A 15502-nucleotide genomic window follows, 5' to 3' on the forward strand; every position below is an offset into this window, starting at 1 on the left:
CCTACGTTATAGAACTTTCCCTCCCCGCCATACACGCAATTGCTGCTCGCATCAGCAACGGCGTGGGACACGTCCGAGCTCGTCCCAGCCGAGGCGGGGGAGGCAGCAAGAGTAATCATTGCCGCGCTAACAGCGCCCACAAGTAGAGTCTTTCGGCTCATTCGCCTCATCGCACACCCTTCATAAAATGCTCTGCTTTTCTTCGCGGATCATCCCCGAAATGCCGAACTTTGGCAAGCGGACGCTTCTTCAGCACACTCTCCCAATTAGAGAAAATATCTCATACCGCTCAAAGCGCAGGCCATTGAGTCGGAGATCACAGCCGATCGACAAATGGAAGAACATGTTCAACTTCGTTCAAGGGTTTACCCAACCCCGGCTCCTGTTGTGACACCGTAGATGCACTGGTCACCAGCCGGCCATTCCTCAATTTTCAGCCCCGATCAGGAAATATCGCCCTATTGCTCCAGCGGGACTTCTATATTTCCGCTGGAGCACTGAGCCCTCAGCCTCGTCGCCCCGTGTTGGGTTGCGCATACAGAGAAGGCGTCAATAGCCGCCACCCGCACGACCGGCGTCCACCACGTCCCGGACACGGTCCTGAATAGGCATGGGCATGGAGATCATTCGGCCACGCAGACCAGTCGAACGCAGCGATACGCGAGGAGGCTCTCTCGCTTCTCGAAAGACTCGATGCGCCGCCACGGGAGAACACCTTCCCGCCCGCGCCACAGGTCCCCCACTGGGACCGCAACTGAGAACCTCGACAGCCGTGCGGCCCGCGCCGCGCGCCGCCGTCGCGTCCGCTGAACGCAAAAGCCCAGCCCAGAGACCATCTGAGCTGGGCTTTCCGCTGAGCCCCCTGTCGGATTCGAACCGACGACCTACGCATTACAAGTGCGTTGCTCTGGCCATCTGAGCTAAGGAGGCCTGCCGCGCGCGAGGCGTGCGTGCCCGTGCAGTGTACCCACGTCACGGCGGTGACCTGTCGAGAGTTTCCGCGAACTTCACAGGCTCCGGGGTGCTGACAGAACACATGAACGCCAGGTAGCGTCCTGACCCAGTTCACTCGTATGGACTACACCACTATGGACGTCTCCATAGTGGATCACCCCGTTTACAACGGATCGTCCGGCACGTTCCTGCCGGTGAAGGGGGCCCATCACCATGGCCACTGTCTCGTTCGACAAGGCGACCCGGATCTACCCGGGTTCCGAGAAGCCCGCCGTCGACGCCCTTGAGATCGACATCGCGGACGGCGAGTTCCTCGTCCTCGTCGGTCCCTCCGGCTGCGGCAAGTCCACCTCGCTCCGCATGCTCGCGGGGCTCGAGGACGTCAACGGCGGCGCCATCCGCATCGGCGACCGCGACGTCACGCACCTGCCGCCCAAGGACCGGGACATCGCGATGGTGTTCCAGAACTACGCGCTCTACCCGCACATGACCGTCGCCGACAACATGGGCTTCGCGCTCAAGATCGCCGGCGTCAACAAGGCCGAGATCCGCCAGAAGGTCGAGGACGCGGCGAAGATCCTCGACCTCACCGAGTACCTCGGCCGCAAGCCGAAGGCCCTCTCCGGCGGTCAGCGCCAGCGCGTCGCCATGGGCCGCGCCATCGTGCGCGAGCCCCAGGTCTTCCTCATGGACGAGCCGCTGTCGAACCTGGACGCCAAGCTCCGCGTGTCGACGCGTACGCAGATCGCCTCGCTCCAGCGCCGCCTCGGCATCACCACGGTGTACGTCACCCACGACCAGGTCGAGGCCATGACCATGGGCGACCGCGTGGCCGTGCTCAAGGACGGTCTGCTCCAGCAGGTCGACTCGCCGCGCAACATGTACGACCGCCCGGCCAACCTCTTCGTCGCCGGCTTCATCGGCTCCCCCGCCATGAACCTGATCGAGGTCCCGATCACCGACGGCGGCGTGAAGTTCGGCAACAGCGTCGTCCCGGTCAACCGCGAGGCCCTCACGGCCGCCGCCGACAAGGGCGACCGCACGGTCACCGTCGGCGTGCGCCCCGAGCACTTCGACGTCGTCGAGCACAACGGCGAGGCCGCGAAGTCGCTGTCGAAGGACACCGAGGACGCCCCGGCGGGCCTGGCCGTCTCCGTGAACGTCGTCGAGGAGCTCGGCGCCGACGGTTACGTCTACGGCTCCGTCAAGGTCGGCGACGAGCACAAGGACCTCGTCGTCCGCGTCAGCGGCCGTGCCGTCCCGGACAAGGGCGCCACGCTGCACGTCGTGCCGCGTCCGGGCGAGATCCACGTGTTCTCCACCTCGACGGGCGAGCGCCTGTCCGACTGACGTCCGCGTCATCCGGGCGGGAGCGCATCCCCCCGTAAGGGGTGAATTCACCCAGGTTGACGAAGAGGGCCCCGCGGTAAGCCGCGGGGCCCTCTTCGCTGTCGCCAAATACCCCGGCAGACCGGGCATTTCGATCCCCGTACGATCCCCGAACGTCAACACGCCACCCTGAAAAGCCCGTTCACCCATCCCTCGAACCGGTGACTAAATGTCGCCAAATCATCACCCCGCGCTACCCTCACTCGCGTGAAGCACTCCACCACTAACCAGCGGCCCCGGCGCGGCCGTGGCCCGGCCCGCCAGATCGGCCGCACCCTCGCCCTCGTTCTGCCTGTCGTCCTGGTGCTCTCCGGGACCCTCGCGGTCACCCAAGTCAACTGGTCGGGGAATCCCTCGAGCTCGGTGCTCACCGCGTCCTCCGAGGAGGTCTCGACGCGGGCCGTCTCCCGCGCCCCGCAGGACGTCCTGCGCGACAAGCTGCTCCTGGAGCTGCAGGAGAAGAACCCGGGCGTGGCCCTCACCCACCTCCAACAGGCCGTGAACGGCCGCCCGTCGCTCGCGAAGCACTGCGCCTCCATCGCCCGCTCCCTGGGCCGCGCCGCGGTCCGCGCGTACGGGCCGACGCGCGCCCAGTCCTTCGCCCGGCCCGTCTGCGACACGGCGTTCGCCTCGGGGGTCGCGGCCGGCCACCTCTGAGGCCACCGCGCCCGGGTCCGTACCCGGGCCGCGCCCCGGCGCCCCTCGGAGACCACGGCTCTCCGAGGGGCACGGCCCTTCACGGCCGCCCGACGCTCTCCGGCGACAGCCGGCCGAGGGGCGGTCGCCGCGGGAAACCCGCGCGCGGAGAGCGCCACGTACAGTTCGGACATGACCGATCCGAACGCCGCGTCGCGTCCCGTCCAAGCCGTCGTCCTGGCCGGCGGCCAGGGTTCCCGGCTGCGCCCCTACACCGACGACCGGCCCAAGCCGATGGTCGAGATCCCCGGCACCGGGACACCGATCATCGGCCATCAGCTGACCTGGCTCGCCGAAGAGGGCGTGACCGACGTCGTCGTCTCCTGCGGCCACCTCGCCGGCGTCCTGCAGAAGTGGCTGGACTCGGCCGACCTCCCGCTGAACGTCACGACGGTCGTCGAGACGGAGCCCCTCGGCCGCGGCGGCGGCCTCAAGTACGCCGCCGCGCACCTGCCGCACCCCGACCTCCCCTGGTACGCGACGAACGGTGACATCTGGACCCGTTTCTCGCTGCGCGACATGGCGGACTTCCACACCGAGCGCGACGCCGTCGCCACACTCGCGCTGGCCCGTCCGCGCATCCCGTGGGGCGCCGTCAAGACGGACGGCTTCGGTCACATCACGGACTTCATCGAGGCCCCGCCCTCCACGTTCGAGATCAACGCGGGCGTCTACGTCTTCTCCCCCGAGTTCACCGACATGCTCCCCGAGCGCGGTGACCACGAGCGCACCACGTTCCCGCGCCTGGCCCGCGAACGCCGGCTGTCCGGTTTCCCGATCCCGCAGGGCGCCTACTGGCGTGCCATCGACACCGCCAAGGACCTCACCGAGGCGGCGAAGGAGCTCGCGGCCCTGGGCCGCTAGAGACCGCGCCCCCGCACCCTTCCGGCCTCTCGGGAGCCGCCCACGCGCGGCACCCACGACGGCGGGGCCCCGCAACAGGAGTTGCGGGGCCCCGCCGTCGTGGCGTCCGGCCGGGGGCCGTCCGCGCGTGGGCGCTGCCTCAGCCCAGCAGACCGCCCACCAGGCCCGGCTGGCCGGTCGACGAATTCCCGCCGGAGGTACCGCTCCCGGTGCCCGTGCCGCCGGTTCCGCCCGTGCCCCCGCCGCTGCCCCCGCTGCCGCCGCTTCCGCCGCCGCCGGTCGACGTGCCGCCGCTGCCGGAGGGGCCCGCGGTGGTGCTCGGGGCCCGGCCGACCGGCGCGGACTGCTGCGGCGGGGCCTGGCCGCTGCCCTGGGTCTGGCTGGGCTGCTGCTGCCCGCTGCCGGACGGCCCACCGGTCCCCTGGGTCGCGCCCGGCGTACCGGCCGTGTGCGACGGGGTCGCGGAGCTGCTGCGGGTGGGCGGGACGGAGGCCGAGGGGGTGGCCTTCCGGTGCCGCTCGCCGGGCGTCTCCGGGAGCGGGGAGCCGGGCAGTTCGTTGCGCGGGGCCTCGCCGGGGCCGGGGACGACGACCCGGCTGGAGTCGCGGACGGCGCCGCCGAGGAGCGAACCGATCAGCAGGGTCAGCCCGACGACGACGGCCGTGAGCAGGGCGCCGCGCCGCAGCACACGGGCCCGCAGGTCCCAGATGTCGGCGCGCGGACCGAGCGTCCGCCAGGCCTCACTGGAGAGCCGTCCGTCGGCGGAGTACACCGGGGCACCCGCGATGACCAGCGGGGACCAGGCGGCGAGGATGATGATGTCGGGCGCGTCGTAGACCGGCACCGTCTTCCAGCTGACGGTGACGATGAGCGCCGCCGACAGCATCGCGCCGACGACGGCCGCCACCCGCTGCCACAGCCCGAGGACGGTCAGGACGCCGACGATGACCTGGAAGAAGGCGATGACGAGTCCGGAGCCGATGGGGTGGTGGAGCGCGAACTGCCGCAGCGGCTCGGCGACTTCCCACGGGTGCAGCGTGTTGAGCCACTTCACCATGGAGCCGCGCTTGCCGCCGTCGAAGTAGACGGGGTCGCAGAGCTTGCCCATGCCGGCGTAGACGGAGATGAACCCGAGGAAGACGCGCAGCGGGAGCAGGACGACGCCGAGGTTCATCCGGCGTCCCGGGTGATAGGCGTGCCGGACCGAGTCGGAGCCGCGCCGCCTGACGGGGGCGGCGCCCGCCGTCTCGTCGAAGCGGTCGTCCCCGTAGCCGTCGTCGTCCCCGAAGTCGGCGTCCGTGTAGGCGTGTTCGCCGTAGGGCGGCTCGCCGTACCGCGGTTCGTCGTAGGCGCTGCCCACGCCGCGCGTCTGCGGCAGCAGCCGTTGCTCGTCGCCGAGGGGTGCGCGCTGGCTGCCGACGAGGGGGGTCCGGACCGTGTCGGCGGCCGGACCTCCCGCGTAGCCGGGCTGTCCGCCGATCCGTGGGATGACCTGGGTCGAACCGGCGTCGGCGGCCTGCCCGGCGGGGTCATGGGCCGCGCCCGCGCTCCGTGCGGCCTGGAGCAGGCGGTGGGCGCCGGTGTCGTCCGGCGCGGACCTCCCGCTCCAGACGACGGGCGCCCGGCGGCGGGCCCCGCCGGCCGGACCGGCCCCGCCCGCTCGGCCCGGCGCGCCGGCGCCGGGAGAGCCCGGGTGCCGCGCGATGCGCGGGGACTGGCCCCGTGACGCACCCGCCAACTGGACGCGGAAGCTGGCATGGTTGACGATGACCTGCGCCGGATCGCTCGGCACCTTCACCATGCTCAGCGCGGGAGCGTCGTCGAATCCCGACGAGCGGTCCCCCGTGGGTGTGCGGGGTGTTCTGGTGTCCACACTCATCTAACCGAGTGACGTGTGGTTAGGACACTGCTTTGACCGCGCCCAACTGTCCGGACCGCGTCAAGATCGTTACCGGCACCCCGGCCGCACCACGGGAGCGACCTCCCCGGCGCCCGTTCAGGCGCGGCGGCGCGCCGCCTCGTAGAGCACAACTCCCGCCGCCACACCGGCGTTCAGCGACTCGGCGCCACCGGGCATCGGGATCCGCACCCGGAAGTCGCAGGTCTCGCCGACGAGCCGGGACAGGCCCTTGCCCTCGCTGCCGACGACGATGACGACCGGGCCGCCGAGCGCCTCCAGGTCACCGACCTCGGCCTCGCCGTCCGCGGCCAGACCGACCACCACGAGACCGGCCTTCTTGTACGCCTCCAGGGCACGCGTCAGGTTGGCGGCGCGCGCGACGGGCGTGCGGGCGGCGGCACCGGCCGACGTCTTCCAGGCACCGGCGGTCATGCCGGCCGCGCGGCGCTCGGGCACGACCACGCCGTGGCCGCCGAACGCGGAGGCGGAACGGACGACCGCGCCGAGGTTGCGCGGGTCGGTCACCCCGTCGAGCGCGACGATCAGCGGGTCCTCGCCCTCGTCGTACGCGGCGGCGGCGAGGTCCTCGGGGTGCGCGTACTCGTACGGCGGGACCTGGAGGACGAGGCCCTGGTGGTTGAGCCCGTTGGTCATGCGGTCGAGCTCGGGGCGCGGGGCCTCCATCAGGTGGATGCCGCCGCGGTCGGCGACGAGCTGGAGCGCCTCGCGGACCCGCTCGTCGTTGTCGATGAACTGCTGGACGTAGAGCGTCGTCGCGGGGACGCCCTCGCGCAGCGCCTCGACGACGGGGTTGCGGCCGACGACCATCTCGGAGGTGCCCTTGCCGCCGCGGCCGCGGGGCGCGGGACGGCGGACGGCCTGCTTCGCCTTGGCGTTGGCGATGCGGTTCTTCTTGTGGCCCTTGCGCATCTCGGCGGGCGGGGTCGGGCCCTTGCCCTCCAGGCCCCGGCGCCGCTGGCCGCCACTGCCGACCTGCGCGCCCTTCTTGCCGGACATGCGGCGGTTGTTAGCAGCCATGACCTACCTGTCTGTGAGACGTGCGTACGTACGTACATGAAGTGTGCCGCCCGGAGGTCCGGGCGGCACAATCGATCAAGGCCGACCGGGGTCGGCCGGAATCACCGGAGCGGGTGCTCAGCGCGGTCCGAGCGTCCAGCGCGGCCCCTGCGGGCTGTCCTCGATGACCAGGCCGGACTGGTTGAGCTGGTCGCGGATGGCGTCCGCGGCGGCCCAGTCCTTGCGGGCGCGGGCGGCCTCGCGCTGGTCGAGGACCAGGTGGACGAGGGTGTCGACGACGCCGTGCAGATCGTCGCCGCGGTCGCCCTCCTCGGCCCACTGCGGGTCGAGCGGGTCGAGTCCGAGGACACCGAGCATGGCCCGTACCTCGGCGAGGCGTGCCACGGCGGCTTCCTTGTCGTCGGCGGCCAGGGCGGAGTTCCCCTGGCGGACCGTGGTGTGCACGATGGCCAGCGCCTGCGGCACGCCCAGGTCGTCGTCCATCGCCTCGGCGAACGCGGGCGGCACCTCGGCGGCGGGCTCGACGGCACCCGCCTTCTCCACCACCCGCTGCACGAAGCCCTCGATGCGCGCGAACGCCGACTCGGCGTCGCGCAGGGCCTCCTCGCTGTACTCGATCATGGAGCGGTAGTGCGGAGTGCCGAGGTAGTAGCGCAGCACGATCGGGCGCCAGTCCTTGACCATGTTGGAGACGAGGACCGAGTTCCCGAGGGACTTCGACATCTTCTCGCCCTTGAGGGTGACCCAGGCGTTGTGCACCCAGTACGTCGCGAACTCGTCCCCGAAGGCCTTGGCCTGCGCGATCTCGTTCTCGTGGTGCGGGAAGATCAGGTCGAGCCCGCCGCCGTGGATGTCGAAGGCGCTGCCCAGGTACTTGTGGGCCATCGCGGAGCACTCCAGGTGCCAGCCCGGACGGCCGCGGCCCCAGGGCGTCTCCCAGCTCGGCTCGCCCGGCTTCACGGCCTTCCACATGGCGAAGTCGCGCGGGTCGCGCTTGCCCGTCTCCCCTTCGCCGGACGGCTGGAGCAGGTTGTCGAGCTCCTGGTTGGAGAGCTTGAGGTAGCCGTCGAACGACCGCACGTCGAAGTAGACGTTCCCGTCGGCCGCGTACGCGTGACCGCGCTCGATGAGCCCGCGCATCATCTCGATCATCTCGGGGACGTGACCGGTGGCCCGGGGCTCGTACGTGGGCGGCAGGCAGCCGAGCACGTCGTAACCGTCGTTGAAGGCACGCTCGTTCTCGTAGCCGATGGACCACCAGGGACGGCCCTCCGTGGCCGACTTCTTGATGATCTTGTCGTCGATGTCCGTGACGTTCCTGATGAACGTCACGTCGTAGCCGCGGTAGGCGAACCAGCGGCGCATGATGTCGAAGTTGAGGCCCGAGCGGATGTGCCCGATGTGCGGTGCGGCCTGCACGGTGGCGCCGCACAGGTAGATCGAGACGCAACCCGGCACGAGCGGGGCGAAGTCACGGATCTGCCGGGCGCTGGTGTCGTACAGGCGAATAGTCACGAGTCCAGGGTAGTGGGCCCCGGGCAGTGCCCCGAGCCCCTTCCCCCAGCCTTGCCACGTATTCGTGACATACGGGGGAGCCAGGGGTGTATGGGGGAGCGCCCGGGGGACCGGCCGGTGGCCCCCGGCCACCCGGACGCCGGTGCTCCGGACGACCACTGCCTCCGATCACCCGGACGGCCGGTGCTCCCGATCACCCGGGCGACCGGTGCTCCCGGCCACCCGGACGGCCGGTGTCTCAGCCCGCCCGCACGACCAGTGCCGTGGCGACCGCCATCAGACCCTCGTCGCGGCCCGGGAACCCGAGCCCGTCCGTCGTGGCGCCCGACACCGAAACCGGCGCCCCCACCGCCTCCGACAGGATCTTCTGCGCCTCGTCCCGCCGCTTGCCGATCTTCGGACGGGGTCCGACGACCTGGACCGCGACGTTGCCGACCACGAAGCCGGCCTCGCGGACGATCCGCGCCGCCTCCCTCAGCAGCACGACCCCCGGCGCCCCGGACCACTCCGGGCGCCCGGTGCCGAAGTGGGCCCCGAGGTCACCGAGTCCCGCCGCCGAGAAGAGCGCGTTGCACGCGGCGTGCGCGACGACGTCGGCGTCGGAGTGCCCGGCGAGTCCGGGTCCCTCCCCCTCCCACTTCAGGCCGGCGCACCACAGCTCCCGCCCTTCCTCGAAGGCGTGGATGTCGGTGCCGATCCCGACCAGCGGGAGCACCGGGCCCGGGACCGGGCCCTGACCCTCCGTCCGCTCCGGTGTCTCAGAACCCATCGTTCAGCCTCCGCCGCGCGAGAACCGCCTCGGCCAGCACCAGGTCCAGCGGGCGCGTCACCTTGAACGCCTCCTCGTGGCCCGGCACGACCACGACCCGCACGCCCAGCTGCTCGACCATGCTCGCGTCGTCGGTCACGTCGTCGGTGACGGTCTCGTGGGCCCGCAGAAGGGTCTCGCGGTCGAAGCCCTGGGGCGTCTGCACGGCACGCAGCCGCGCCCGCTCGGGGGTGGCCACGACCGGCTCGACCTCCCCGGCGACGGCCGCGGGCTCGACCTCCTTGACGGTGTCGGCGAGCGGCAGCGCCGGCACGACGGCGGGAGCGCCGTCCCGTACGGCCTCGATGACGGCGTCGACCGTGTCGACGGGGACGAGCGGCCGGGCCGCGTCGTGCACCAGGACGATGTCGATACCGGGCGGCAGCACGTCGAGCCCGTACTTCACGGACTCCTGGCGGCTGTCACCGCCCGGGACGACGACGAAGTCGGTGCGGTCGGGCAGCGCGTGGGCGTCGAGCAGCGTCTTGACCTCGGCCGCGCCGTCCGGCGGGGCCACGACGACGACCAGGGAGACGGCGCGCGACGCGGCCATCGCACGGACCGCGTGGATGAGCATGGGCGTGCCGTTCAGCGCGCGGAGCGCCTTGGGGGCGCCCGGACCGAGGCGCACGCCTCGTCCGGCGGCCGGGATCACGGCCGCCGTGCGGGCTTCCGGCGGCGAAGGGAGCGAAACGTCAGACATCGGTTCCTGTCAGGTTTGTGTGCTCGACCGGGATGGGTATGGCCTGGGGGTACCCCCTGCTCGGAGAGCTGGGGGAGTGCCGGGCGCGACGCCTTGACCGGACCCTTCCGTGACATCCGGTCAGGTCGAGTGTCCGGATCGGCATCCCGAGTATCGGATACGCCGGTATACCTCGGGAAAGCCGATGCCGGATGAACGTCCGGTTTACCGAATGGGTGCGGGTACGAACATGCCGCAGCGCCCGGCGACAGCAATACGGTAATTGCGTCATCGGGCACCGCGGCATTTCATTGCGCTGCTGCGCGGGCTTGGGCGTACGTCAAGACGGTCCGCGTCTCGGCGACTGAGCCGGCGTCAGGACGCGAGGACCTCGTCGAGCAGGGCCTCGGCCTTGTCCTCGTTGGTGTTCTCCGCGAGGGCGAGCTCGCTCACCAGGATCTGGCGCGCCTTGGCGAGCATGCGCTTCTCACCCGCGGAGAGTCCGCGCTCGCGCTCACGACGCCACAGGTCACGCACGACTTCCGCGACCTTGATGACATCGCCGGAGGCGAGCTTCTCCAGATTTGCCTTGTAGCGACGCGACCAGTTCGTGGGCTCCTCGGCGTACGGCGCGCGCAGCACCTCGAAGACCCGGTCCAGCCCGTCCTGACCGACCACATCACGCACGCCGACGAACTCCGCATTGTCCGCTGGCACACGTACCGTCAGGTCACCCTGGGCGACCTTCAGCACCAAGTAGGTCTTGTCCACGCCTTTGATCTGACGAGTTTCGATGGCCTCGATCAGCGCGGCCCCGTGATGGGGATAGACCACGGTGTCGCCAACCTTGAACGTCATGTGACAGGTACCCCTTCCGTGGCTATCCAGAGTAACACGGAAACGGCGTCTTCTGAATGGCGTTTTCGCAGGTCAGGGCATATCTCGGGGCTTGACAACCGCAACAGGAACGTGCTGCGAGGGGCGAGCGGAAGAGGGTATTCGCAGGTCGGAGCGGCTGTCCATGCGGAGTGAAACGCGTACGTTACACACACCCGGAGCCCCCCGCCAGGGTGAAAACATCCCGTTTTGTCCTGCTCCAGGAGCGCGACTTCCGCTACTCCGTTCGACGGACGGAGTCGAGTGCGAGACGAATCTTGAATTGATCAAGGAGTTCGATGATCACCCGCTCATCGCCCCTCGATGACCTCGTGATCCTTTTCCTGGAGAGCCGGGCATTCATTCCACGAAATGCGCAAGCCGAAGTCGGTGGAACAGTCTGCGGAACTTATGTGAATGACGGACGGGCGCGATCAAAGTAGCGGACGCGCCGCCGGAGCGGGGCACGGCCGACGGGGCGCACACCCGGCGCAACGGAGCCCGCGGGCGCATGTCCCGCCGACCCGCCCGGCCGTCCCGGGCACCCCCGTTTCCCCTGGGGAGAGCAAAGTCGGCGGCTTGGGGAGGGTCGGGTGCGGTCGCGCGGGAACGGATCGGTAACCTAAGGCCGCTGACAGACCCTTAGGGCGGCTTTACACAGAGGCCGTCCCGATTCGCCCACGTTCAAGGAGTTGCCGCCGCCGTGAGCAGCAGCCTTCGACGCGGCACTCTCGCCGCCGCCGTCATCGCGTTCTCGATCGCCTCGCTCGCCGCGTGTGGTGCCGGCAACGACGCCCAGACGAACGAGATCAAGCCGGACAACGCGGCCACCTCCGTGGGCGCCATCAAGGTCCAGAACGCGCTCGTCATCACCCAGCCCGACGTGAAGGCCACCGGTCCGGCGGTGATCTCCGCGACGCTGTTCAACAACGGCACCACCGCGCAGACCCTGGACTCGATCAGCGTCGAGGGCGAGGGCACCGCCCAGCTCACGCCCGCGAGCGGCAAGGGCAAGCTGACCGTCCCGGCCGGCGGCTCGATCGTCCTCGGCGGCAAGGGCAACGCCTCCGCGGCGCTGTCCAGCCCCTCCCAGACCGTCCTGAACGGCAGCCTGCAGAAGGTCACCTTCTCCTTCAGCGAGACCGGTGACGTGAGCCTGGGCGCCTTCGTCGTCCCGGCCGAGAGCTACTTCACCAAGTGGGGCCCGAGCGACATCCCGTCGGCTCCGGCCTCCCCGTCCACCTCGCCCTCCGAGTCGGCCACGGGTTCCCCGTCGCCGTCGGAGTCCGCGTCGGGCAAGCCCGGCAGCACGGAGTCGTCCAGCGCCGGGGCCACCGCGTCGGAGTCCGCGGAGCAGTGACGCCGGGCGCGCGCCGAAGGCCCGTACACGGCCCGGCGCGCACCCGCCGCGCGGCTCGTGCGCACGCGCGGCAGTCCTACGCCGAAGGGCGGGACCCCCGGAAGAGGGGTCCCGCCCTTCGGCGTACCGCCGTGCCGTGCCGCCGGGCGACGGGGCCGGTCTACGGCTCGAACTTGTAACCGAGACCGCGGACCGTCACCAGGTAGCGGGGCGCGCCCGGGTCCGGCTCGATCTTCGCGCGCAGGCGCTTGACGTGGACGTCGAGGGTCTTGGTGTCGCCCACGTAGTCGGCGCCCCAGACCCGGTCGATGAGCTGCATCCGGGTCAGCACCCGGCCCGCGTTGCGCAGCAGCATCTCCAGGAGGTCGAACTCCTTCAGCGGCAGGTCGACCTTGCCGCCGGAGACGGTGACCACGTGACGGTCGACGTCCATCCGGACGGGACCGGCCTCCAGGGCGGCCGGGGCGACCTCCTCCGGCTCCCCGCGGCGGCGCAGGACGGCCCGGATGCGGGCGACCAGCTCACGGGAGGAGAAGGGCTTGGTGACGTAGTCGTCGGCTCCTATTTCGAGTCCGACGACCTTGTCGATCTCGCTGTCCTTGGCGGTGACCATGATCACCGGGACGTTGGAGCGGCCCCGCAGCTGACGGCAGACCTCGGTGCCGGGCAGCCCCGGCAGCATCAGGTCGAGGAGGACGAGGTCGGCGCCGTTGCGCTCGAACTCGTCCAGTCCGTCGGGCCCGGTGGTCGCGATGGCGACCTCGAAGCCCTCCTTGCGAAGCATGTACGACAGGGCGTCGGAGAACGACTCCTCGTCCTCGACGACGAGCACACGGGTCACGGAAGGACCTCCGGGGCAGGAAGCGGTTCGTACGGGGATGTGACGGTGGTCGTCCCGTCGGGCTGCCCGGTCTCGTCCTCTTCGTCGAGTCCGGGCATGTGGTGATCGGTGACGCGCTCGCGGGCCGCACTCGCCTCCGGCAGCCGCAGGGTGAACGTGGAGCCCTGACCCTCGGAGCTCCACACCGTGACCTCCCCGCCGTGCGAGGCGGCCACGTGCTTGACGATCGCCAGCCCGAGACCCGTGCCGCCGGTGGCGCGGGAGCGGGCGGGATCGACCCGGTAGAAGCGCTCGAAGATGCGCTCCTTGTCCTTGTCCGAGATGCCGATGCCCTGGTCGGTCACGGCGATCTCGATGTGCTCCCCGCCGGGCGCGGTCACCCGGCGGGCGGCTATCCCGACGCGGGTGCGGGCGGGTGAGTAGTTGACGGCGTTCTCGACGAGGTTGCCGAGGGCCGCGGCGAGCTGGCCCCGGTTCCCCCACAGGCTCAGGTCGGCGGTGCCGCCGGCGGCCATGGTGATCTGCTTCGTGCCGGCCTGGTGGCGGCAGCGGTCGATCGCCTCGGCCACCAGCTCGTCGACCCGGACCGGCTCGGCGTCCTCGAGGGGATCGTCGTTCTGCACCCTAGACAGGTCGATGAGCTCCTGGACGAGGTTGGTGAGCCGGGTGGCCTCTATCTGCATGCGTCCGGCGAAGCGCTCGACGGCCTCCGGGTCGTCCGAGGCGTCCATGACGGCCTCGGAGAGGAGGGAGAGCGCTCCGACGGGGGTCTTGAGCTCGTGGCTCACGTTCGCGACGAAGTCCCGCCGCACGGCCTCGATGCGGCGCGCCTCCGTCAGGTCCTCCACGAGGAGGAGGACGAGCCTGGAGCCGAGGGGAGCCACTCTGGCCGAGACGGCGAGTGCCTCGCCCCTGCCCGTTCCCCTTCTCGGCAGGTCCAGTTCCACCTGGCGTATCTCCCCGTCACGGCGGGTGTCACGCGCCATGTGGAGCATCGGTTCGACGGCCAGTTTCCCGCCGCGCACCAGTCCGAGGGCGTACGCCGCCGAGCTGGCCTTGACCACGGCGTCCGCTTCGTCGAGCACGACCGCCGAGGACCGGAGCACGGAGAGCACGGTGTCGACACCGGGCGGAAGCACCGCGTCCGTGTGCAGGGAGGTGCGGGTGGGGCGTTTCTGGTCGCGCTCGCTCCAGCGGAACGCCAGCATGGCGATGACGCCGGTGAGCACTCCGGCGATCGCTGCCGCTGCGGCGACCGCCGCGTTCACGTCCATGCATCCAGGTTAGGCACGGCGTAGCTCGTGCCCACAGCCATCAACGTGCGAGCTCGAACACTCGTCGCCCAGAGTTCACCCAGGAGCCAGTACCGATTCACTTGAGATGCCGGAAACGGACGCGTACGGCCCCGAACGTGGGAGCGTGGGGTTCACGGGTCCCTCCGGCGGCCGCGGCTGCCAGGTCCCGGACCCCGGACCCCGGAAGCTGACGTACGAGAGGGACGACCACATGCGTGACGCGTATCACGAGGAACTTGACTCGATCGGCGACGGCCTGGTCGAGATGGCCCGGCTCGTCGGGTCGGCGATCGGGCGCGCCACGACGGCCATACTCGACTCCGACCTGAAGCTGGCCGAGAGCGTGATCGCCGCGGACCAGAAGGTCGACGATCTCCAGCACGAGCTGGAGGCCCGCGCGATAGCCCTGCTGGCCCGCCAGCAGCCGGTGGCGACGGATCTGCGGATCGTCGTCACCTCGCTGCGGATGTCGGCCGACCTGGAGCGTTCCGGTGACCTGGCCCAGCACGTGGCCAAGCTGGCCCGGCTGCGTTTTCCCGAGCGCGCGGTCCCGCACGACCTGCACGCCACGATCCTGGAGATGGGCCAGCTCGCCCAGCGCCTGATGGCCAAGGCCGCCGAGGTCATCATCACCAAGGACGTCGACCTGGCGATGCAGCTGGAGCAGGACGACGACGAGATGGACCTCCTGCACCGCACGCTCTTCCAGCACCTGCTGGACGACAAGTGGCAGCACGGCATCGAGACCGCCGTCGACGTGACCCTCCTCGGCCGCTACTACGAGCGCTTCGCCGACCACGCCGTCTCGGTCGCCAAGCGCGTCGTCTACCTGGTCACGGGCGAACACGCCGACGAGCTCCAGTCGGACATCAAGCAGTAGCCCTTGCCGGGCGGGGACCAGGAGGGGGGCCTGCCCCTTGCCGGGTACCGAACGGGGGGAGTCCCGGCCCCGGCGGGCGCGGGCCGGAAGGGGTGCCTGCCCCCTGTCGGGCACTGACCGGGGGCCCGGCCCGGCGGACACAGACCGGGAAGGATCCTGACCTCGGCAGGCGCGGGCCGGGAGGAGTGCCTGCCCCTCGCGCCGGGCACTGACCGGGTTGCCCGGCCCGGCGGGCGCGGGCCGGAAGGGGTGTCTGCCCCTCGCCGGGCACTGAGCAGGGGAGCCCCGGCCCGGCGGGCGGGGACCAGGGAGTCCCGGACCCGGCAGGCCCGGGCCGGGCCGGGCCGGGAAGGATCCTGACCGCGCCGGGCACGGGCCGGAAAGGGTGCCTGCCCCTTGCCGGG

Annotated in this window: 13 protein-coding genes and 1 tRNA gene; 5 read left to right on the forward strand and 9 right to left on the reverse strand. The window is 70.7% G+C overall.

The window, feature by feature from the left end; all coding sequences use genetic code 11:
* Positions 1–856: 856 nt before the first annotated feature.
* Positions 857–930: transfer RNA gene (locus tag ACICHK_RS18700), tRNA-Thr, on the reverse strand.
* A 237-nt stretch (positions 931–1167) separates the two neighbouring features.
* On the opposite strand from ACICHK_RS18700, the gene ACICHK_RS18705 reads away from it, so the two are divergent.
* From ACICHK_RS18705 to ACICHK_RS18715, 3 genes are all read left to right on the forward strand, one after another.
* The gene (locus ACICHK_RS18705) at positions 1168–2304 is read left to right on the forward strand and encodes an ABC transporter ATP-binding protein (RefSeq protein ID WP_103553231.1); all 1137 of its coding nucleotides are present in this window, start codon (positions 1168–1170) and stop codon (positions 2302–2304) included.
* A gap of 246 nt (positions 2305–2550) precedes the next feature.
* Complete coding sequence (locus ACICHK_RS18710) at positions 2551–3000, forward strand: hypothetical protein (protein ID WP_151472667.1); 450 nt, start codon at positions 2551–2553, stop codon at positions 2998–3000.
* Between the two features lie 171 nt (positions 3001–3171).
* A complete protein-coding gene (locus ACICHK_RS18715; RefSeq protein WP_406837822.1) occupies positions 3172–3903 on the forward strand; it encodes an NDP-sugar synthase in 732 nt (243 codons plus the stop codon).
* 139 nt (positions 3904–4042) lie between these two features.
* On the opposite strand, the gene ACICHK_RS18720 is transcribed toward ACICHK_RS18715, so the two are convergent.
* From ACICHK_RS18720 to ACICHK_RS18745, 6 genes are all read right to left on the reverse strand, one after another.
* Positions 4043–5782, reverse strand: a complete 1740-nt coding sequence (locus ACICHK_RS18720) for a DoxX family membrane protein (protein WP_406837823.1) — start codon at positions 5780–5782, stop codon at positions 4043–4045.
* A gap of 117 nt (positions 5783–5899) precedes the next feature.
* The gene (rlmB, locus tag ACICHK_RS18725; protein WP_151472668.1) at positions 5900–6841 is read right to left on the reverse strand and encodes a 23S rRNA (guanosine(2251)-2'-O)-methyltransferase RlmB; all 942 of its coding nucleotides are present in this window, start codon (positions 6839–6841) and stop codon (positions 5900–5902) included.
* A gap of 117 nt (positions 6842–6958) precedes the next feature.
* The gene (gene cysS / locus ACICHK_RS18730) at positions 6959–8356 is read right to left on the reverse strand and encodes a cysteine--tRNA ligase (RefSeq protein ID WP_151472669.1); all 1398 of its coding nucleotides are present in this window, start codon (positions 8354–8356) and stop codon (positions 6959–6961) included.
* A gap of 238 nt (positions 8357–8594) precedes the next feature.
* A complete protein-coding gene (gene ispF / locus ACICHK_RS18735; protein WP_151472670.1) occupies positions 8595–9125 on the reverse strand; it encodes a 2-C-methyl-D-erythritol 2,4-cyclodiphosphate synthase in 531 nt (176 codons plus the stop codon).
* Positions 9115–9867, reverse strand: coding sequence for a 2-C-methyl-D-erythritol 4-phosphate cytidylyltransferase (gene ispD, locus ACICHK_RS18740; RefSeq protein WP_151472671.1), 753 nt, complete (start codon positions 9865–9867; stop codon positions 9115–9117). The genes ispF and ispD overlap by 11 nt, the downstream gene beginning before the upstream one ends.
* Positions 9868–10221: 354 nt before the next feature.
* A complete protein-coding gene (locus tag ACICHK_RS18745) occupies positions 10222–10704 on the reverse strand; it encodes a CarD family transcriptional regulator (protein ID WP_003953493.1) in 483 nt (160 codons plus the stop codon).
* 721 nt (positions 10705–11425) lie between these two features.
* Between ACICHK_RS18745 and ACICHK_RS18750 the strand changes: the two genes are divergently transcribed.
* Positions 11426–12082, forward strand: a complete 657-nt coding sequence (locus tag ACICHK_RS18750; RefSeq protein WP_151472672.1) for a DUF461 domain-containing protein — start codon at positions 11426–11428, stop codon at positions 12080–12082.
* A 160-nt stretch (positions 12083–12242) separates the two neighbouring features.
* Here the strand turns inward: ACICHK_RS18750 and ACICHK_RS18755 are convergent, their stop codons facing one another.
* Together ACICHK_RS18755 and ACICHK_RS18760 are read right to left on the reverse strand one after the other, a co-directional pair.
* Positions 12243–12923 (reverse strand): response regulator transcription factor, encoded by a 681-nt coding sequence (locus tag ACICHK_RS18755; RefSeq protein WP_037622332.1) that lies wholly within the window; start codon positions 12921–12923, stop codon positions 12243–12245.
* The gene (locus tag ACICHK_RS18760) at positions 12920–14197 is read right to left on the reverse strand and encodes a sensor histidine kinase (RefSeq protein ID WP_406837824.1); all 1278 of its coding nucleotides are present in this window, start codon (positions 14195–14197) and stop codon (positions 12920–12922) included. Before ACICHK_RS18760 ends, ACICHK_RS18755 begins: the two co-directional genes overlap by 4 nt.
* Before the next feature lie 232 nt (positions 14198–14429).
* On the opposite strand from ACICHK_RS18760, the gene phoU reads away from it, so the two are divergent.
* Positions 14430–15098: a phosphate signaling complex protein PhoU gene (gene phoU, locus ACICHK_RS18765; RefSeq protein ID WP_406837825.1), complete on the forward strand. Its 669-nt coding sequence runs from the start codon at positions 14430–14432 to the stop codon at positions 15096–15098.
* The last annotated feature ends 404 nt before the right edge of the window (positions 15099–15502 follow it).

The organism is Streptomyces sp. AHU1 (genome assembly GCF_045343905.1).
In the GTDB taxonomy this organism is placed as follows: Bacteria; Actinomycetota; Actinomycetes; order Streptomycetales; family Streptomycetaceae; genus Streptomyces; species Streptomyces triticiradicis.